Source organism: Streptomyces sp. Tu 2975 (assembly GCF_009832925.1).
Classification (GTDB): domain Bacteria; phylum Actinomycetota; class Actinomycetes; order Streptomycetales; family Streptomycetaceae; genus Streptomyces.
In genome coordinates this window covers 6,193,806-6,212,594 of record NZ_CP047140.1, presented here as the reverse complement: position 1 = coordinate 6,212,594, position 18,789 = coordinate 6,193,806, and the positions used below count along the sequence as shown (strand labels likewise).

The window sequence follows — 18,789 nt, the reverse complement described above, 5'->3', positions numbered from 1 at the left end:
TGATCCGTCACGGGCCACGCTCCAGTCCGCCGTGCACGAGCCGAGCCCGGCGGGGCTCCGCGCGGGCGATTCGAGCGTAGTTCACGCTCTGCGACGATCCGTGCGGAGCACGGCGCAGTCGTCGCCCGATCGGATCAGCGGATCGTCACATCACATACGGCCACACGGGGTGGTCACGCCTCGAAAGGCCGCGCCGGCCATGGCGCCTCCGCGGGGCGCAGCGCGTCGAAGCCCTCACCTCCGCGGGCCGCCACCGCGGACAGGACGCCGACCACCAGGCACGTGTTGTGGAGGTCCCCGGCGAGCACATGCTGTACCAGTTCGTCGAGCGGCACCCGGGCCAGCTCCATGTCGGCCTCCTCCTCGGAGACCTCGAAACGGTCGCCTTCGGCCTCGGACAGCTCCCGCGCGAGGAAGATCCGTACCGCCTCGTCGCAGCCGCCGGGGGTGGTGTAGACGTCGGCGAGCACCCGCCAGTCCTCGGCCTTGACGTGCGCCTCCTCGTACAGCTCGCGCTGCGCCGCGTGCAGCGGGTTCTCCCCCGGCACGTCGAGCAGCCCGGCCGGGATCTCCCACAGCTTCTGCCGCACGGGGTGCCGGTACTGGCGGAGCACGATGACCCGGCCCTCACCGTCGAGGGCGAGCACGGCGACCGATCCCGGATGCACCTGGTAGTCACGCTTGACGACCGTGCCGTCGGGCATGACGACGTCGTCGGTACGGACGCTGGTCTTGTTGCCCTGGAACGGCGTGGTGGTCGCGGTGACCTGCCAGTGCTCGGGCGTGTCCTTGATGGCCATCGAATGCGTCCTTCCACCCACACAACGGAAACCGGGGTACGGATCCTTCTCAGGTCCGTACCCCGGTCAACCGTATCGCCTGGCGTGTCACTGACCGGACTTGCGCTCCACGGCCGCCTTCACCAGACCGGCGAAGAGAGGGTGCGGACGCGTCGGACGGGACCGCAGCTCCGGGTGGGCCTGGGTGGCGACGAGGTACGGGTGCACCTCGCGCGGGTACTCGACGTACTCGACGAGCCGGTTGTCGGGGGACGTGCCGGAGAAGAGGATGCCCGCCTTCTTCTCGAGCTCCGCGCGGTAGGCGTTGTTCACCTCGTAGCGGTGGCGGTGGCGCTCCTCCACGTAGGGCTCGTCGCCGTAGACCTCGCGCACGATGGAGCCGTCCGCGAGCTTCGCCGGGTACAGGCCGAGACGCATGGTGCCGCCGAGGTCACCGGCGCCCTCGACGTACGCCAACTGCTCCTCCATGGTGGAGATCACCGGGTGCGCGGTGGCCGCGTCGAACTCGGTGGAGTTGGCGTCGGGGATCTCCGCCAGGTTGCGCGCGGCCTCGATCACGATGCACTGCAGGCCCAGGCAGAGACCGAGCAGCGGGATCTTGTTCTCGCGGGCGTACTGGATGGCGCCCACCTTGCCGTTGACACCGCGCTCGCCGAAACCGCCGGGGATGACGATCGCGTCGACGTCGCCGAGCTGCTTCGCGGCCCCCGCCGGGGTCTTGCAGTCGTCGGAGGTGACCCACTTGACCTGGACACGGGCCTTGTTGGCGAAGCCGCCGGCACGCATCGCCTCGGTCACCGACAGGTACGCGTCCGGCAGGTCGATGTACTTGCCGACGAGCGCGACGGTGACCTCGTGGTCGGGGTTGTGTACCCGGTCGAGCAGGTCCTCCCAGACCGTCCAGTCGACGTCGCGGAACGGCAGGTCGAGCTTGCGCACGACATAGGCGTCCAGGCCCTCGGTGTGCAGGACCTTCGGGATGTCGTAGATCGACTTGGCGTCGATGGCGGCGACGACCGCTGCCTCGTCGACGTCGCACATCAGCGAGATCTTGCGCTTGATCGCGGTCGGCACGTCACGGTCGGCGCGCAGCACGATCGCGTCGGGCTGGATACCGATGTTGCGCAACGCCGCGACCGAGTGCTGGGTCGGCTTGGTCTTCAGCTCGCCTGAGGGGCCGATGTAGGGCAGCAGCGAGATGTGCACGACGAAGACGTTGTCGCGGCCGACCTCGTGGCGCACCTGGCGGACGGTCTCCAGGAACGGGAGGGACTCGATGTCGCCGACCGTGCCGCCGACCTCGGTGATGACGACGTCGACGTCGTCGGTCGCCATCCGGCGGATACGGGACTTGATCTCGTTGGTGATGTGCGGGATGACCTGCACGGTGTCGCCCAGGTACTCGCCGCGGCGCTCCTTGGCGATGACCTGGCTGTAGACCTGGCCGGTGGTGACGTTGGCCGAGCCGTCGAGGTCGACGTCGAGGAAGCGCTCGTAGTGGCCGATGTCCAGGTCGGTCTCGGCGCCGTCGTTGGTGACGAACACCTCACCGTGCTGGAACGGGTTCATCGTGCCCGGGTCGACGTTCAGGTACGGGTCGAGCTTCTGCATGGTGACCCGCAGGCCCCGTGCCTTGAGCAGCGCACCCAGGCTGGAGGCCGTGAGGCCCTTGCCGAGGGAGGAGGCGACACCCCCGGTGACGAAGATGTGCTTGGTCGTCATGGATTTGGGCGGCATCGCCAAGAGGGGGCTCCCGTGGTCGCGAAGTGAGGTGCGTACCGGCCGCCGACCCGGATCGGGGGCGCCGTCGCTGCGGTTTCGGGGCCTTCCGGCCACCGGTCCACGGGGTACCAGGGTATCAGCGACGGGGGTGGGCCGCCGCCCGGCCACGCCCGTGCAAGCGTCCCGACGGTGCCGGAGGTACCGTGACGACAACGCGCGGGAACCGCTCACCGCGGCCCACGTGCCGCTCACCCGTTCGCCGCACCTGTGTTGCGGGGACCCGACACAGATCGTCGACGTGCGTCGTATCCTGCTCGGAAACTCGCTGCCGAGCCGGACCTGTGAACGGACACCATCCCCAGACCGTCACCCGGAACACGGCGCCCCCCACCAGGCACGTGGCAACACCTCCCGCGTGGTGTTTTTGGGGTCGTCGCGGCTTGTCAACGACCCTTGACCGCAGTAAGCGCCCCGCGGGGCGGACATGGCCGTTCGACTGGAGATGCACGTGGCCGGGCGCATCGAGGATTACGCACTCATCGGAGACATGCAGACCGCAGCACTGGTCTGCCGGGACGGCACAGTGGACTGGCTGTGCCTGCCGCGCTTCGACTCGCAGGCCATTTTCGCCGGGCTGCTCGGCACGGAGGAACACGGATTCTGGCGGCTCGGGCCCGCGTTCGAGCCGCAGAACGAGGCGCCGGCCGCGACCCGCCGCACGTACCGCGGTGACTCGCTGATCCTCGAATCCGAGTGGGACACCCCTCGGGGCACGGTCCGAGTGACCGATTTCATGCCGCCGCGTGACGGCGCCCCGCAGCTGATCCGGATCGTGGAAGGTGTCTCGGGCCGGGTGCGGATGCGCTCCGCTCTGCGCATGCGTTTCAGCTACGGACGGATCGTGCCGTGGGTCCACAAGGTCGACAACCGCACCGTCGGCGTCGCCGGCCCCGACTCGGTGTGGCTGGACTCGGACACCGACACGTACGGCAAGGACCTCACGACCTACTCCGACTTCACCGTCGCTCCCGGTGACCGGGTCACCTTCACGCTCAGCTGGCAGCCCTCGCACAAGGAGCAGCCGGCCCTTCCCGACCCGCAGGGTTCGCTTGACGCCACCGCCGATTTCTGGCGCGAGTGGGTGGACCACTGCACGTACCACGGCCCGTATCGCGAGGCCGTGGTCCGCTCGCTGATCACGCTGAAGGCCCTCACGTACGCGCCGACCGGCGGAATCGTCGCCGCGCCCACCACCTCGCTGCCCGAGGAGATCGGCGGTGTCCGTAACTGGGACTACCGCTACACCTGGCTGCGTGACGCGGCGATCACTCTCTCCTCGCTGCTGCGCACCGGCTACCGCGAAGAGGCCCGCGCCTGGCGCGAGTGGCTGCTGCGGGCCGTGGCCGGTGACCCGGAGAACCTGCAGATCATGTACGGCATCGCCGGCGAGCGCGAGCTCGGGGAGGCGGAGCTCGACTGGCTGCCCGGCTACGAGAACTCAGGTCCGGTGCGCGTCGGCAACGGCGCCGCGCACCAGCTCCAGCTCGACGTGTACGGCGAGGTCACGGAGGCCCTGCACCTCGCGCACATGACCGGCCTGGCGCGCAACGACTACGCCTCGCTGCTCCAGCTGAAGCTGATCCGCTACCTGGAGAAGCACTGGGACCAGCCGGACGAGGGCATCTGGGAGGTCCGCGGACCGCGCAGGCACTTCGTGCACTCCAAGGTGATGGCGTGGGTCGCGGTCGACCGGACGATCAAGCTGATCGAGTCGGGTGACGCGGACGGGCCGCTGGAGCGCTGGCGCGATCTGCGTGACGAGATCCACCGCGACGTCTGCGAGAAGGGGTACGACCCCGAGCGCAACACCTTCACCCAGTCCTACGGCTCCAAGGAGCTGGACGCCTCCCTGCTGCTGATCCCGCAGATGGGCTTCCTGCCGCCCGACGACAAGCGGGTCATCGGCACGATCGAGGCGATCCAGCGAGAGCTGTCCACCGAGGACGGCTTCATCCTGCGCTACCCGACCGAGGGCGCGCACGAAGGCGTCGACGGGCTGCCGGGCGACGAAGGCGCGTTCCTGGCCTGCTCGTTCTGGATGGCGGACGACCTGGCGATGATCGGGCGGGTGGACGAGGCACGGCGGCTGTTCGAGAGGCTGCTGGCGCTCCGCAACGACCTCGGGCTGCTCGCCGAGGAGTGGGATCCGAGGCTGCAGCGGCAGGTGGGAAACTTCCCGCAGGCCTTCAGCCATGTCCCCCTGATCGACACGGCGCTGCGGCTGACCGCGTCCGGGGCCTACGGTGGCTAGGAGTCCGCTGTTGTCCTTGGAACTGTCGCCCCGGTAGCGTCCTCGGCCATGGAAACGCAGGGCGGCATCACCGTGCGGCGGGCACTGGAACTCCCCGGCCTCCGCAGCGGACTCCCGGAGGTGCTGGCCGGCGCCGACCGGCTGGAACGCACCGTGCGCTGGGTCCACGCCGGTGAGGTGCCCAACATCGCCTCCCTGCTCAAGGGCGGTGAGCTGCTCCTGACGACGGGTCTCGGCCTCGGGACCCGTCCGGTGGAGCAGCGGGCGTTCGTCCACCGGCTCGCGGAGCGCGGCATCGCCGCGCTGGTGGTCGAGCTGGGCCCCCGTTTCTCCCGGCTGCCGGCCTCGATCGTGGAGGCGGCGCGGGCGGCCGGTCTGCCGCTGGTGCAGCTGCACCGCGAGGTGCCGTTCGTCACGGTCACCGAGGAGATCCACACCGAGATCGTCAACGGCCACTACGCGCTGCTCCAGCAGGCGGAGGAAGTGCACCGCCGCTGCACCGAGGCCCTCCTCGGCGGCGGCGGGGTGCCCCAGGTGCTCGGGATCCTCGCGTCGTTCACCGGCGACCCGGTGTTCCTCGAGACCCCCGACGGGCAGCTCCTGTACGCGGCGGACACCCCCGGCGGCGAACCGGGCGCCGCCGACCCCCTGCAGGTATGGCAAGGGCTGCGGGGCGGCCGGCAGGACGGCCCCCCGGCGAACGCGGTCCTCGTCGACGTGCCCGGCGGCGGACGCGGGGCCGGCGCGGTCCGGGCCCGGCTGGTGCTGCTGGCCGTGTCCTCCCCGGTGCTGCCGGTGCACCGGATGGCCGCCGAGCGGGCGGCGGGCATCCTCGCCGTGGTGCTGATGCAGGCGCGCCAGGAGGAGGAGCTCGCGGCACGCGGACGGGGCGACTTCCTGACCGACCTGGCGGAGGGCCGCATCACGCCGGAGGACGCGCCCACGCAGGCCAGGGTCCTCGGCTTCAAACCGGGCGCGGGGCAGCTGCTGCCGGTGGTGATGCGGATCGCGGCCGAGCTGACGCCCAGCGGCAACTGGTCGGTGCTGGCACGGGCCGTTTCCGAGGAGCTGTCGTCGCTCGGGGTGCCGGTGCTGCTCGGCGTGCGGCCGGTGGAGGGCCGGGTGCCGCTCCTCGTGGGCCTGCGCGCGGAGGCCGACCGGACCGCCGTCGCGGACGGGGTGGCCCAGGCGCTGCGCGCGGGGGTGGCCCGCGCCGGGCTCGAGAGGGCCGGCGCGCATCCGCCGGTCGTCGTGGTCGCCGCCGCGGGCGGCTGGGCGGCGGCCGGAGCCGCGCTGCGCCACGCGGCGGAAACGGCCGCCGCGGCGCAGGGGCTGGACGACCGGCCCTGGTACGACGCCCGCCGTCTCGACATCGACCTGCTGCTGTGGCGGCTGCGCGAGCATCCGGACCTGGCGGCGTTCGTCGACCGTGCGATCGGACCCCTGCGGGCCCATGACGCGACATCACGCCCTCCGCTGCTGCCTACCCTGGAAACGTATCTGGCCCATGCGGGCCGCAAGGCGGAGACGGCGCGGGAGCTGCATCTGAACCGGCAGACCCTCTACAACCGGCTGGCCCGGATCGGGGAACTGCTGGGCACCGACCTGGAGGACCCGGAGACGGTCCTGGCCCTCAGCCTGGCGCTGCGGGCCCGCCGTCACACCCGCTGACCGGGAGACGCGGACCAGGAGCCGGTGAGCGCCAACTCGTCGTAGACGCTGAGGACCTGCGCGACCGTGTCGTCCTCCGTCGGCCACGTCCCCGCCTGCGCCGGTCCCGCCTGTGAGAGCCACGCCCGGCGCGCCGGGTCCGACAGCAGACGGGTCACCGCGGCCGACAGGGCGACGGGGTCCCCGTAAGGGACCAGTTCGGCGGCGTCCCCGACCAGGTCCGGCACCCCGCCGACCGCCGTGGCGACCAAGGGCACGCCCAGCCTCAGGGCCTCCTGCACGAGCAGGGACCGGGCCTCCCAGCGCGAGGGCAGCACCGCCACGTCCGCCACGGCCAGCAGCGCGGGAACGTCGTCGTGCCGGCCCAGCAGCCGGACCTGCAACTCCTCTTCCGTGATACGGCGCTGGAGCGCGGCCCGCTCCGGCCCCTCGCCCGCGATCAGCAGCAGCGGCGCAGGGTCCAGGCCCCTCCAGGATCCGGCGGCGTCGAGCAGCGTCCCGTAGCCACGGTGTCGTTCGAGGCTGCCCACGGCGAGGAGCAACGGGCGGCCGACGACGCCCAGTTCGGCGCGGAGCTTCGCGTCAGGAGCGGGCGTGACCTGTGGGGCGGGCATCGCCGCCGGGGCGAGCCGGGCATCGCGAGCGCCGCAGGCACGGGCCCGGTCGACCAGCTCCGAGCAGGTACCGAGGACAACCGCCGCCGCACGCACGGCCCTTCGTTCGAGGAGCCGCAGGACCGCTGCCCTCGCGCCGTCGGCCTGGGTCGTCGTGTGCCAGGTGACGACGAGCGGGATGCGGGAGCGCTGGGCGCCGAGGGCGAGCGAGGCGCGCACGGCGGCGTGGAGCCCGTGCGCGTGCACCACATCCGCGCCGGCGCATGCCGCACGCAGTGCCCCGATGGCCTGCGGGTCGCTCCGGCGTGGGACCGCCGCGAAGTGCGCGCCGGCGCCCCGGAAGTCGTAGATGTCGTCGATGCGGGCGGGGGCGCACACCGTCACCCGCACGCCCCGTGCCACCAGCCCCGCGGCCAGCGACCTGACGTGCGCGCTGCTGCCCGCACTGCCGCCGCCCAGCACTTGGACCGTACGCAGCTGTGTCACCCGCCAAGGATGCCAGTCCGTACGGACGTTCCGGCACCGTCCGGGTGTCGTGCCCGTGCACGTTCGCGGCTCCGGCGGACCGGGATCACTCACATGGGTGAGCCGGCAAGGCGGCTGACCTCGGCGGAGTGTCCGGAGGGCGCCGCCCCTCCCCCTCGGCGACACCCTCGAGATCGACTTGAAGCACGGACCCGGCGCCCGCCCCCGGCGGGAGCCCCCGGGGCGGGCGGCCCTAGGCGTCGGCGCGTGCCGTGGCCAGCAGCTCCTCCGCGTGGGCGCGGGCGGTCTCCGAGTCCTCCTGACCCGCCAGCATCCGCGACAGCTCCCGTACCCGGTCCTCGCCCTCGAGGACCGTGACACCGCTTCGCGTGACCGTGCCGTCGTTGGTCTTCTCGACCAGCAGTTGACGGTCCGCGAACGCCGCCACCTGCGGCAGGTGCGTCACCACCACCACCTGCGCCGACCTCGCCAGTTTGGCGAGCCGGCGGCCGATCTCGACCGCTGCCTTGCCGCCGACCCCCGCGTCGACCTCGTCGAAGAGGTACGTCGGCACGGGATCGGTCCCGGCGAAGACGACCTCCACGGCGAGCATCACCCGGGACAGCTCACCGCCCGAAGCACCCTTGGCGATGGGGCGCGGCGGGGCGCCCGGGTGGGGGGCCAGGAGCAGTTCGACCTCGTCGACGCCGGAGGGCCCGTACACCACGCAGCGGCCGCCGACCTCGACGCCCGCGGCCTCGTCGGCGGACTCCGTCTGCCGGACCGCGAACGACACCCGCGCGTGCGGCATCGCGAGAGAGGCGAGTTCCTCCGTGACGGCCTCGGCGAAACGCGCGGCAGCCTCCGTGCGGGCGTCGGTCAACGCCTGGGCGAGGCCGGACAGCTCGGCGCGCAACGCGTCACGTTCGGCCGTCAGCTCGCCGATGCGGTCGTCGTCGCTGTCGAGCTCGGTGAGTCTGACCGCGCCCTCCTCGGCCCAGGCGAGCACGGCGGAGATGTCCTGGCCGTACTTGCGGGTCAGCTGCGTCAGTGCCGCCCGGCGCTCCTCCACCGCGGCCAGCCGCAGCGGATCGGCGTCCAGATTGTCGGCGTACCCGGCGAGCTCTCCGGCCACGTCACCGAGGAGGATGGAGATCTCGCCGATCCGGTCCGCCAGCGCCGCCAGCGCCGGATCGTGGGACCGTACGGCCTCCAGTGCCCGTCCCGCGCCCGCGACCAGGGTCGTGGCGTCGACGACCTCCGGGTCCTCCGGGTTGCCCGCGAGACCCGCGTGCGCGACCGAGGCGGCGGACGCGAGGGCTTCCGCGTGGCCGAGCCGCTCCGCCTCCGCCGCGAGTTCGACGTCCTCGCCGGCACGGGGTTCCACGGCGGCGACCTCGTTCAGACCGAAGCGCAGCAGGTCCGCCTCCTGGGCCCGCTCGCGCGCCCGGGTGGTCAGCTCCTCGAGTTCCGTGCTCACGGCGCGCAGCCGGCGGTAGGCGGCCGCGTACTTGGCGTGCGGGACGGCGACGGCGTCGCCCGCGTACCTGTCCAGCGCCTCCCGCTGTCTGGCGGGCCGCAGCAGGCCCTGCTGGTCGGTCTGGCCGTGCACGGCCACGAGCTCGTCGGCGAGCTCGGCCAGCATGCCCACCGGCACCGAGCGGCCGCCGAGATGCGCCCGTGAGCGCCCCTCGGCAGAAACGGTCCGGCTGACCAGCAGCGTGCCGTCGTCGAGCTCGGCGCCGGCGTCCTCCGCACGCAGCGCGGCCGGGGCGTCGGCGGACACCCTGATCCGGCCCTCCACGACGGCCGACTTCGCGCCGATCCGCACCAGAGCCGGGTCGGCCCGCCCGCCGAGCAGCAGCCCCAGGCTGGTGACGACCATGGTCTTGCCGGCGCCCGTCTCGCCGGTCACCGCTGTGAATCCGGGCGACAGCTCGACGACAGCGTCGTCGATGACCCCGAGTGACCGTATCCGCATCTCCTCCAACACGGACACGACCATACGAGGTCCGGCCCCCGGTGTGCGACGGGCCCCGGCGTCCGATTCACTCTCCCGTGCCATACCGGAGCCCCGGGAACGCGCGCCGGCGACCGCCGCGACCCGTCACCGTCCGTACCGGGACGGGCAGGACCGGGCCGAGGCGTGCCCCGGCGAGCACCCTTCCGACCCGCCCGTCGCACCTGCGGGACCCCGCCCCGTGCGATGCGCCTACTCGGGCGGCGCGCCGCGCCAGCCGGAGACCGGCAGGGCGAACTTCGCCACCAGCCGGTCCGTGAACGACGCGTGGTGCAGCCTGGCGAGGCGCACGGGCACGGCACCTCGCCGGACCTCCACCCTCGCCGCGTGGGGCAGTTCGACGGTCCGGCGCCCGTCGCACCACAGCACACCGTGCGGGGTGTGCGGCTGGACCTCGACCGCGAGCACCGAGGTCGGCGACGTCACCAGCGGCTTCGCGAACAGCGCGTGCGCGCTGATCGGCACCATCAGCAGCGCTTCCACCTCGGGCCAGACCACCGGACCGCCGGCCGAGAACGCGTATGCCGTCGAACCCGTCGGCGTCGCGCACACGATGCCGTCACAGCCGAAGCCGGTGGCCGGCCGGCCGTCGATCTCGAGGACGACCTCGAGCATCCGCTCGGGCGACACCTTCTGCACGGCCGCCTCGTTCAGCGCCCAGTCGCGGTGCACCACGTCGCCGTTGGAGCGCACGATCACATCGATGGTCATCCGCTCCTCGACCTCGTAGGCGCGGGTCACGACCCGGTCGACGACCTTGTCGAGGTCGTCGCGCTCCGCCTCCGCGAGGAAGCCGACCCGCCCCAGGTTGACGCCGAGCATCGGCACCCCGGAGGCACGGGCGAACTCGGCGCCCCGCAGCAGCGTCCCGTCGCCGCCGAGGACGATCAGCAGCTCGCAGCCGTCGAGGACCTCCGGCGTCGCGTCGACGACGGTCTCGACCGAGGCGGGCAGCGGCAGGTCGACCGCCTCCGCCTCCAGTACGCGTACGCCGATGCCGCAGCGCAGCAGACCCTGAACGACGAGCTCGGCGCTGCGGATCGCCGCGGGCCGTCCCGTGTGAGCGAGCAGAAAAACAGTGCGGCTCGAAGTGCTGCCGTTGGTGCCCGGTGTCGTTCCTGATGTCGTGGTCAACGAGGTCCCTCCGCCACTGCGCGGTCGACGTCCGCCGGATCGAGCTCGGGCGCCCCGGCCCTGAGCCACAGAAAGTATTCGACGTTGCCCGAGGGTCCCGGTAGAGGGCTGGCGGTGACGCCCCGCACACCGAGACCGAGATCCGCCGCCCGGCGCGCGACGGCCCGTACGGCGTCGGCCCGCAGTTCGGGACTGCGCACCACTCCCCCGCTGCCGAGGCGCTCCTTGCCGACCTCGAACTGCGGTTTGACCATGAGTACGAGATCCGCGTCGGGCGCGCAGCAGCGCACCAGAGCGGGCAGCACGAGCCCCAGCGGAATGAAGGACAGATCCCCCACCACAAGGTCCACCGGCTCTCCGTCGATCGTCTCCAACGTCATTTCTCGCACGTTGGTACGGTCCTTGACGGTGACGCGTTCATCGCTCTGCAGGGACCAGGCGAGCTGCCCGTAGCCGACGTCGACGGCGACGACGTGCCGGGCGCCCGAGCGCAGCAGCACATCGGTGAAGCCTCCGGTGGACGCCCCGGCGTCCAGGGCCCTGCGGCCCTCGACCTTCAGACCGAGCGGTACGAAGGCGGCGAGCGCTCCCGCGAGCTTGTGTCCGCCGCGCGACACGTAGTCGGGGTCGCTGTCGTCGGCTGTGACGACGATGGCCGCACTCGTCTCCACCTGGGTGGCGGGCTTGGTGGCCGTGTTCCGGCCGACGCTCACCCGCCCCGCGGCGATCAGCTGGCTCGCGTGCTCGCGCGAACGCGCGAGTTTCCGGCGTACCAGCTCTGCGTCGAGACGGCGGCGGGCCACTCCTGCCACGTGCGGTTCAGCTCCTGTGGTTGTGCGGTTCCGGGTGGGGTCCCGGGCGGGTGTCGAGCGCGGTCAGCGCATCCCTGAGCCCCCGGTGTACATCCTCGTACACCTCACGGTGCCCGTCCGCAGCGAGGTGGTCGACATCGCCCAACCGCTCCAGCAGCGCGTCGACACCGGCGTCGCCGGTGGGCACACGCTGCACACCCAGCGGCGCGGGGGCCGCGGGGTCGTACGCCTCCGCCGCCGGTACGCCGTCGGGCTCCTGCGGACCGGGGGCGGGCATCGAGTCGCTCATGCCCAGACGCTACCGCGAAGCCCTGCGGTAACCTCGCCGCCGATGGCCACCACGCAGGAGTGCCGCGGCGCGCTCGAGAGACTCTCCGACAACCTGGCGACGGCGAACGGCGATGTACGGGGCGCTGCCGCCCTCGATCGTTCCCTCAGCTGCCACATCACGGACCTGGACGTCACGTTCACCGGCCGGCTGGAGAACGGCCGGATCACGGTGACGGACACCTCACCGGGACCGCCACGGGAGAAGGCGCAGATCAGCCTGGCGATGACGGGCGACGACCTGGTGTCGATGGTGGACGGCGCGCTGAACTTCGCGAAGGCGTGGGGATCGGGCAGGGTCCGCCTGGAGGCGGGCTTCCGCGACCTGCTGCGCCTGCGGACGCTGCTCTAGCCGGGCGCGGGGGGTCTCCCCACTCCAGCGCCGCAGGCGCCACGGATCCGCACCGTCACGACACCTTCGCGCCGGCCCCCCGCCGCGACGCCGGAATCACCAGCGGCGTACCGGACTCCGGGTCCTCGATGATCTGGCTCTTCACGCCGAAGACCTGCTCCACCAGCTCCGCCGTGACCACCTCCGACGGCGCCCCCTCCGCGACGATCCTGCCGTCGCGGAGGGCGACGAGATGCGTGGCGTAGCGCGCGGCCTGGTTGAGGTCGTGCAGGACGGCGACCAGCGTGCGCCCCTGGGACTCGTGCAGCTCGGCGCACAGGTCGAGCACTTCGAGCTGGTGCTGGATGTCGAGGTAGGTGGTCGGCTCGTCGAGCAGCAGCAGCGGCGTCTGCTGGGCCAGTGCCATCGCGATCCAGACCCGCTGGCGCTGCCCGCCGGACAGCTCGTCGACGTAGCGGTCGGCCAGCTCGCCGACCCGCGTCGCGGCCATCGACTCCTCGACGATCCGCTCGTCCTCCGGCGACCACTGCCGCAGCAGGCCCTGGTGCGGGTAGCGACCGCGCGCCACGAGGTCGGCGACCGTGATCCCGTCGGGTGCGATCGACGACTGCGGCAGCAGCCCCAGCGTCCTGGCGACCTTCTTCGCGGGCAGTGAGTGGATGGTCTCCCCGTCGAGCAGGACCCTGCCCTTCGTGGGCTTCAGCATCCGCGAGAGGGCCCGCAGCAGCGTCGACTTTCCGCAGGCGTTGGGGCCGACGATGACGGTGAAGGAGTTGTCGGGTATCTCGACGGACAGGTCCTCCGCGATGACCCGCTGGTCGTAGCCGAGGGTGACCGATTCCGCGGTGAGGCGCTGCATCGTCGTCGTACTCCTGGAGTTCTCTGTGAGGTGGGCGGCGGTCGCGCCGGCGCCCGTACGCATGTCCTTGACCCTGTCCGTGTCCGTACCCGTCGTCATATCCGCCCCGCCTTGCGTTCGGTGACGAGCAGCCAGAGCAGGTAGCCGCCGCCGAGCACCGCCGTGACGACGCCGACCGGCAGCATGCGGTCGCCGAACGCGTTGGTGGCGGTCCAGTCCGCGACCAGGAGGAGCGCCGCGCCCATGACGGCGGCCGCGGCGAGATTCGGCCCGGGCGAGCGGGTGAGCCGGCGCGCCAGCTGGGGTGCGCTGAGTGCCACGAAGGCGATGGGGCCCGCGGCGGCCGTGGCGACGGCGATGAACAGCACGCCGGAGCCCATGAGGACGATCCTGGTGCGTTCGACGGGCACGCCGAGCGCGTATGCCGCGTCGTCGCCCATCTCCAGCATCCGCAGCGGCCGCCCGTGCGCGAACACCACCGGCATCAGCACCGCGCACATCCCGGCCAGCGGCCACACCTGCGCCCAGTCACGGCCGTCGAGCGAGCCGGTCATCCAGAGCGTGGCCCTGGTGGCGTCCACGAGGTTGGCCTTGGTGATCAGGAAGTGGATGACCGCCGTGAGCATGGCGGCGACGCCGATGCCGACGAGCACCAGCCGGAAGCCCTGCACCCCGCGCTTCCACGCGAGCGTGTAGACGGCGATGCCGGTGACGAGCCCGCCGGCGACCGCGCCGCCCGCGACGGCGAGCGAGCCGCCGCCGAAGAGCACGATCACGGTGAGCGCGCCGACGGTGGACCCCTGGGAGAAGCCGATGACGTCGGGGCTGCCCAGCGGGTTCCGGGACAGGGACTGGAAGATGGCACCGCTGAGGGCGAGCGACGCCCCGACGAGTACCGCCACCAGCACCCGCGGCAGCCGCACGTCCTGGACGATGAACTCCTGCGCGGCGGTGCCGTTTCCGAGGAGTGTGGCGGTCACGTCGCCGAACGACATCGGGAAGTCCCCGCTGCCGATGAGGACGACAGCGACCGCCGCCGCGGCCACCGCGAGCAGTGTGACGACGGACGCCGCTCGGGCGTCGAGCCGTACGGACAGCCCGCCCGGCGTGCGTAGTGCTTTCACGGCCTTCACAGCTGGGCCATCCTCTTGCGGCGTACGAGTTGGATGAAGACCGGCCCGCCGATCAGGGCGGTGACGATGCCGACCTGAAGCTCGGAGGGTCGGGTGACGACCCGGCCGACGACGTCCGCGCCGAGCAGCAGGACGGGCGCGAGGACCGCCGCGTACGGCAGGATCCACCGCATGTCCGGGCCGGTGACGGCGCGGACGACATGCGGGATCATCAGACCGACGAAGACGATGGGGCCGCAGGCCGCGGTCGCCGCACCGCACAGCAGGGTGATGGCGAGCATCGACAGGATGCGGGTGCGGGTCAGGTGCGCGCCCAGGGAGCGGGCGGTGTCGTCGCCCATCTCCATCGCGTTCAGCGGCCGGGCCAGCAGCATGGAGAGCACCAGTCCCGCGGCGATGAACGGCAGGACCTTGGTGATGGTCCCCATGTCGGCGGAGGCGAGCGAGCCGACCGTCCAGAAGCGCAGCCGGTCGAGCGCGGCCGCGTCCAGCAGCTGGACGGCGTTGATGTAGCCGTACAGGGCGGCGGTGGCGGCCGTACCGGCGAGCGCGAGGCGTACGGGGGTGGCGCCGCGACTGCCGCCGAGGACGTACACGGCGGCGGAGACCACGGCGGCGCCGAGGAACGCGAACCACACGTAGCCGGTGAGCGATGTGACGCCGAAAAAGCTGATGGCGGACACGACCGCGGCCGACGCCCCGGCGCTCACGCCCAACAGGCCGGGTTCGGCCAGCGGGTTGCGGGTCAGGGCCTGCATCACCGCGCCCGCGACACCGAGAGCCGCGCCGACGACGAGCCCCAGCAGGGTCCGTGGGACGCGGACGTCCCTGATGATCACGTCGTTACCGGTGCCCGTGCTGTGGAACAGCCCGTCCCACACGTCGGAGAGCGGAATCGACTTGGCGCCCACGGCGATGCTCGCGACGCAGATCAGCAGCAGGACGCCGCACGACACCAGCAGCCCCAAGGCACGCAGGGCGTGGCGCTCGGGTGTTGCGGGTGCGGACGCAGGCTCCGCGCTCCGTTTCGGGGGACTCTCGACCAACACGCAGTTAGGTTAGCCTACCCTCGCATCACCTCTCGGGGGAGGCTGACGGCCCGGGGAGCCCTAAAGCCCCAGGCGGGCCAGTGCCTTCCCCGTGTCGAGAGCGCAGGAACCGCCGCCCGCGTCCGTCCATGCCGCACCGCACAGCGCGCGCAGGCCGTCCAGCGGATCGCCGTCGCCGTCGAGCGCCAGCTCCTCCCCGCGCACCGACGCCGTCCATCCGCCGCAGCCGAACACGCCGTCGCGCTCCGTCACTTCGGGCTGCCCGGTCAGCATGCCGCGCAGATCGGCGTCCACATAGGTCGGCCGGTGCTGCGGCGCGGCCGCGAGCAGCTGCGCCGCGTCCGTCACCCCGGTCAGTACGAGCAGCGAATCGACGCCGCCGTTGAACGCCCCCTCGATGTCCGTGTCCAGCCGGTCCCCCACGACCAGCGGCCGCTCGGCGCCGGTGCGCAGGATCGTCTCCTTGTGCATCGGCGGCAGCGGCTTGCCCGCGATCTGCGGCTCCGCCCCCGTCGCGATCCGTACGACCTCGACGGCAGCGCCGTTGCCGGGCGCGATGCCGCGGGCGCTCGGGATCGTCAGGTCGGTGTTGGAGGCGAACCACGGCACACCCCGCGCGATCGCGTAACAGGCTTCCGCGAACCGGCCCCAGGGGAGCTCGGGACCCCCGTAGCCCTGCACGACGGCGGCGGGGTCGTCGTCCGCCGACTCCACCGGCACGAGACCGCGCTCGCGCAGGGCGACCCGCAGCCCGTCGCCCCCGATCACGAGCACCCGGGACCCGGGAGGCACCTGCTCGGAGATGAGCCGGGCCACCGCCTGCGCGGAGTTGATCACATCGCCGGGCCCGGTCGGGATGCCCAGCTCGGTGAGATGAGCGGCCACCACATCGGGGGTGCGCAGGGCGTTGTTCGTCACGTACGCCAGGTGCATTCCTTGCTCCCTGGCCGTCGCCAGCGACTCGACGGCGTGCACGATCGCCTCACCGCCCGCGTACACGACCCCGTCGAGGTCGAGAAGGGCGGTGTCGTACGCCTCGCTCAGCGCCCGTGTGCTTCCGCTCGGCCGGTTCACGCCCTGCTGACTCATCCGCTTCCGCTCCTCGCTGGTTCCCGCGCTCCCGGTGACCGGGCATGCCCACTCCCCCGATCATCGCTCATGCCGTCACGCGCATACGATGCCCTGATGAACAACGAAGGTCCTGCGGCCGACGGTGGCCTGCATCTGATCCCGTTCCGCGGACTGCGCTACGTCCCCGAGCGGGTGGGCAGCCTCGCCGCCGTGACCTCGCCGCCGTACGACGTGGTCGTCAGACCGGACGGCCTGCACCACCTGGAGTCGGCGGACCCGCACAACATCGTGCGTCTGATCCTCCCCCAGTCGACCACCACGGAGGACCGCCACCACCAGGCCGCGCAGACGCTCACGCGCTGGCTCGAGGAAGGTGTCCTCGCCGCGGACGACGAGCCCGCCCTGTACGTCTACGAGCAGCGCAAGGGTGATGTCCTGCAACGCGGCGTCATCGGGGCGCTGGCGCTCTCGGAGCCGGCCGACGGCGTCGTCCTGCCCCACGAGGGCGTCATGCCGGATGTCGTCGCCGACCGCGCGTCCCTGATGCGCACGACGGCGGCGAACCTGGAACCGCTGCTTCTCACGTACCGCGGCTCCGGCAAGGCCGTCGGCACGACGGCCGTCATCGAACGCACGGTCCGGCGCTCGCCGCTGCTGTCCACGACCACGGAGGACGGCTTCAGCCACCGTCTGTGGTGCGTCACTGACGCCGGGGAACTGGCTGAGATCCAGGAGGATCTGAAGCGGCATCAGGCGATGATCGCCGACGGCCACCATCGCTGGGCGACCTATCTGCGACTGCGCGCGGAACAAACCTCGCCCGGCCCGTGGAACTACGGTCTGGTGCTGCTGATCGACTCCGCCCGCTACCCCCTTCAGGTACGGGCCATCCACCGCTTGCTGCACGGCCTGCCGGTCGGCCGGGCGCTCACGGCACTGAACGGCTCCTTCCGGGTCAGGCACCTCGACGTACCGCTGCCGCATGCCCTGGACGCCTTGGCCGACGCCGTCGGCGAGGGCAACGCCTTCCTCCTCGCCGGGGACGGCCGGTTCCACCTCGTCGACCGTCCCGACGCCGGACTGCTGAACCGCACCGTGCCGAGCGGTCCGCCGGAGGCCTGGCGCACCCTGGACGCCACGGTGCTGCACTCCACGCTCCTGGAACAGGTCTGGCAGATCCCGGACGACCCCGAGCACATCGCCTACATCCACGACGCCCCGGCTGCCGTCACCAAGGCCGAACGCGACGGCAGCACAGCGGTGCTGCTGCACCCGGTACGGGAGGACGTGGTGCGGGAGCTGGCGCTCCAAGGCGTCACGATGCCCCGCAAGTCGACGTCGTTCGGACCGAAGCCGGCGACGGGGCTGGTTCTGCGGAGCCTCACGCTGGACTGACGTCCCGGGCGGAAACGACTGAGGGCGGCACCCGTGGACCGGGTGCCGCCCTCATTCATGTGCGTCGCGCGTTACGACTGGTCGCCGGACCTGTCCGAACCGGCGTCCGGCTCGGCGTCGGTGCCGTCGTCGGCGGCCTCGGGGTCACTGCCGGTGCTCAGGTCGTCGTCCCCGGCGTCGGCCTTTGCACCCTGGTCGCCCTCGTGGACCTCGGCGTCCGGGTCGCCCTCGTCGTCGTGCAGGGCGTCGACGAACTCGACACCGTCCATCTCGGCGAGCCGGTCCGACGCGTCGGTGGCGCCGTCCTTGTCCGCCTCGAGCGCCTTGGCGAACCACTCCCGGGCCTCGTTCTCACGGCCGGCCGCAAGGAGCGCGTCGGCGTACGCGTAACGCAGCCGCGCCGTCCAGGGCTGGACGGAGCTGGAGGCGAGCTCGGGGCTCTGCAGGGTCACGATGGCGGCGTCCAGCTGCCCCATGTCCCTGCGCGCTCCGGCGGCGACGAGCCGCATCTCCACCTGACCGGCCTTGTCCAGCTTCTGCACCTCCGGCTCGCCGGCCATCGCCAGCGCCCGCTCGGGCCGCCCGAGTCCACGCTCGCAGTCGGCCATGACGGGCCACAGCTCCACGGTGCCCGTCATCCGCCGCGCGGCACGGAACTCCGCCAACGCCTCCGAGTACTTCTGCGTCGCGTAGGCGGCGAAGCCCGCGGCCTCACGCACGGCGGCAACACGGGACGCGAGCCGCAGCGCGATACGGGAGTAGGCGTACGCCTGCTCGGGGTCCTCGTCGATCAGGTTCGCGACCATGACGAGGTTACGGGCGACATCTTCCGCGAGGCCCTTGGGCAGGCTCTGGAGCTCCTGCCGGACGTCCTTGTCGATCTCGTCGCCGGTGACGTCGTCGGGGATCGGGAGCCGCTTGACGGGCTCGCGGTCGGGACGGTCCCGGTCGTCACGCCGCCCGTAGCCGCCGCGGTCTCCGCGGTCGTCACGAGAACCGCGGTAACCACCGCGGTCGCGATCCTCACGACGGGGGCCACGGAAGCCACCACGGT

16 protein-coding genes are annotated in these 18,789 nt (G+C 72.1%); 4 read left to right on the top strand and 12 right to left on the bottom strand.

The window, feature by feature from the left end:
- Nucleotides 1-173 precede the first annotated feature (173 nt).
- Together GLX30_RS27580 and GLX30_RS27575 are read right to left on the bottom strand one after the other, a co-directional pair.
- The gene (locus tag GLX30_RS27580; RefSeq protein WP_159693340.1) at nucleotides 174-800 is read right to left on the bottom strand and encodes an NUDIX hydrolase; all 627 of its coding nucleotides are present in this window, start codon (nucleotides 798-800) and stop codon (nucleotides 174-176) included.
- 87 nt (nucleotides 801-887) lie between these two features.
- On the bottom strand, nucleotides 888-2,537 hold the full coding sequence (locus GLX30_RS27575; RefSeq protein ID WP_159693338.1) for a CTP synthase: 1,650 nt from the start codon (nucleotides 2,535-2,537) through the stop codon (nucleotides 888-890).
- A 469-nt stretch (nucleotides 2,538-3,006) separates the two neighbouring features.
- Here GLX30_RS27575 and GLX30_RS27570 point away from each other — a divergent pair, with 469 nt between their 5' ends.
- Both GLX30_RS27570 and GLX30_RS27565 read left to right on the top strand, forming a co-directional pair.
- A complete protein-coding gene (locus GLX30_RS27570; protein WP_208545495.1) occupies nucleotides 3,007-4,833 on the top strand; it encodes a glycoside hydrolase family 15 protein in 1,827 nt (608 codons plus the stop codon).
- 48 nt (nucleotides 4,834-4,881) lie between these two features.
- Entirely contained in the window at nucleotides 4,882-6,504 is a 1,623-nt protein-coding gene (locus GLX30_RS27565) for a PucR family transcriptional regulator (RefSeq protein WP_159693336.1), read from the top strand.
- Here the strand turns inward: GLX30_RS27565 and GLX30_RS27560 are convergent.
- From GLX30_RS27560 to GLX30_RS27540, 5 genes are all read right to left on the bottom strand, one after another.
- Nucleotides 6,492-7,604, bottom strand: a complete 1,113-nt coding sequence (locus tag GLX30_RS27560) for a glycosyltransferase family 4 protein (RefSeq protein ID WP_159693334.1) — start codon at nucleotides 7,602-7,604, stop codon at nucleotides 6,492-6,494. The genes GLX30_RS27565 and GLX30_RS27560 overlap by 13 nt on opposite strands.
- Nucleotides 7,605-7,836: 232 nt before the next feature.
- Nucleotides 7,837-9,582, bottom strand: a complete 1,746-nt coding sequence (recN, locus tag GLX30_RS27555) for a DNA repair protein RecN (protein WP_208545494.1) — start codon at nucleotides 9,580-9,582, stop codon at nucleotides 7,837-7,839.
- Between the two features lie 213 nt (nucleotides 9,583-9,795).
- Nucleotides 9,796-10,737, bottom strand: a complete 942-nt coding sequence (locus tag GLX30_RS27550; protein ID WP_159693332.1) for an NAD kinase — start codon at nucleotides 10,735-10,737, stop codon at nucleotides 9,796-9,798.
- A complete protein-coding gene (locus GLX30_RS27545; RefSeq protein WP_159693330.1) occupies nucleotides 10,734-11,549 on the bottom strand; it encodes a TlyA family RNA methyltransferase in 816 nt (271 codons plus the stop codon). The genes GLX30_RS27550 and GLX30_RS27545 overlap by 4 nt, the downstream gene beginning before the upstream one ends.
- Before the next feature lie 7 nt (nucleotides 11,550-11,556).
- Nucleotides 11,557-11,838 carry a hypothetical protein gene (locus GLX30_RS27540; RefSeq protein ID WP_159693328.1) on the bottom strand — a complete coding sequence of 94 codons (282 nt, stop codon included), beginning with the start codon at nucleotides 11,836-11,838 and terminating at the stop codon, nucleotides 11,557-11,559.
- Between the two features lie 42 nt (nucleotides 11,839-11,880).
- On the opposite strand from GLX30_RS27540, the gene GLX30_RS27535 reads away from it, so the two are divergent.
- Complete coding sequence (locus GLX30_RS27535) at nucleotides 11,881-12,228, top strand: SCP2 sterol-binding domain-containing protein (RefSeq protein ID WP_159693326.1); 348 nt, start codon at nucleotides 11,881-11,883, stop codon at nucleotides 12,226-12,228.
- A gap of 55 nt (nucleotides 12,229-12,283) precedes the next feature.
- Here GLX30_RS27535 and GLX30_RS27530 read toward each other — a convergent pair whose 3' ends face one another.
- The 4 genes from GLX30_RS27530 to GLX30_RS27515 all read right to left on the bottom strand — a co-directional run bounded on the left by GLX30_RS27530 (nucleotide 12,284) and on the right by GLX30_RS27515 (nucleotide 16,358).
- Nucleotides 12,284-13,087: an ABC transporter ATP-binding protein gene (locus GLX30_RS27530; RefSeq protein WP_159695283.1), complete on the bottom strand. Its 804-nt coding sequence runs from the start codon at nucleotides 13,085-13,087 to the stop codon at nucleotides 12,284-12,286.
- Between the two features lie 95 nt (nucleotides 13,088-13,182).
- Nucleotides 13,183-14,220 carry an iron chelate uptake ABC transporter family permease subunit gene (locus tag GLX30_RS27525; protein WP_159693324.1) on the bottom strand — a complete coding sequence of 346 codons (1,038 nt, stop codon included), beginning with the start codon at nucleotides 14,218-14,220 and terminating at the stop codon, nucleotides 13,183-13,185.
- Nucleotides 14,217-15,269, bottom strand: coding sequence for an iron chelate uptake ABC transporter family permease subunit (locus GLX30_RS27520; protein ID WP_159693322.1), 1,053 nt, complete (start codon nucleotides 15,267-15,269; stop codon nucleotides 14,217-14,219). Before GLX30_RS27520 ends, GLX30_RS27525 begins: the two co-directional genes overlap by 4 nt.
- Before the next feature lie 60 nt (nucleotides 15,270-15,329).
- Nucleotides 15,330-16,358 carry an HAD hydrolase-like protein gene (locus GLX30_RS27515; protein WP_159693320.1) on the bottom strand — a complete coding sequence of 343 codons (1,029 nt, stop codon included), beginning with the start codon at nucleotides 16,356-16,358 and terminating at the stop codon, nucleotides 15,330-15,332.
- A 96-nt stretch (nucleotides 16,359-16,454) separates the two neighbouring features.
- Between GLX30_RS27515 and GLX30_RS27510 the strand changes: the two genes are divergently transcribed.
- On the top strand, nucleotides 16,455-17,735 hold the full coding sequence (locus GLX30_RS27510) for a DUF1015 domain-containing protein (protein ID WP_159693318.1): 1,281 nt from the start codon (nucleotides 16,455-16,457) through the stop codon (nucleotides 17,733-17,735).
- A 71-nt stretch (nucleotides 17,736-17,806) separates the two neighbouring features.
- Here GLX30_RS27510 and GLX30_RS34680 read toward each other — a convergent pair whose 3' ends face one another.
- Nucleotides 17,807-18,541 (bottom strand): tetratricopeptide repeat protein, encoded by a 735-nt coding sequence (locus GLX30_RS34680; RefSeq protein ID WP_244258507.1) that lies wholly within the window; start codon nucleotides 18,539-18,541, stop codon nucleotides 17,807-17,809.
- Nucleotides 18,542-18,789: the final 248 nt, after the last annotated feature.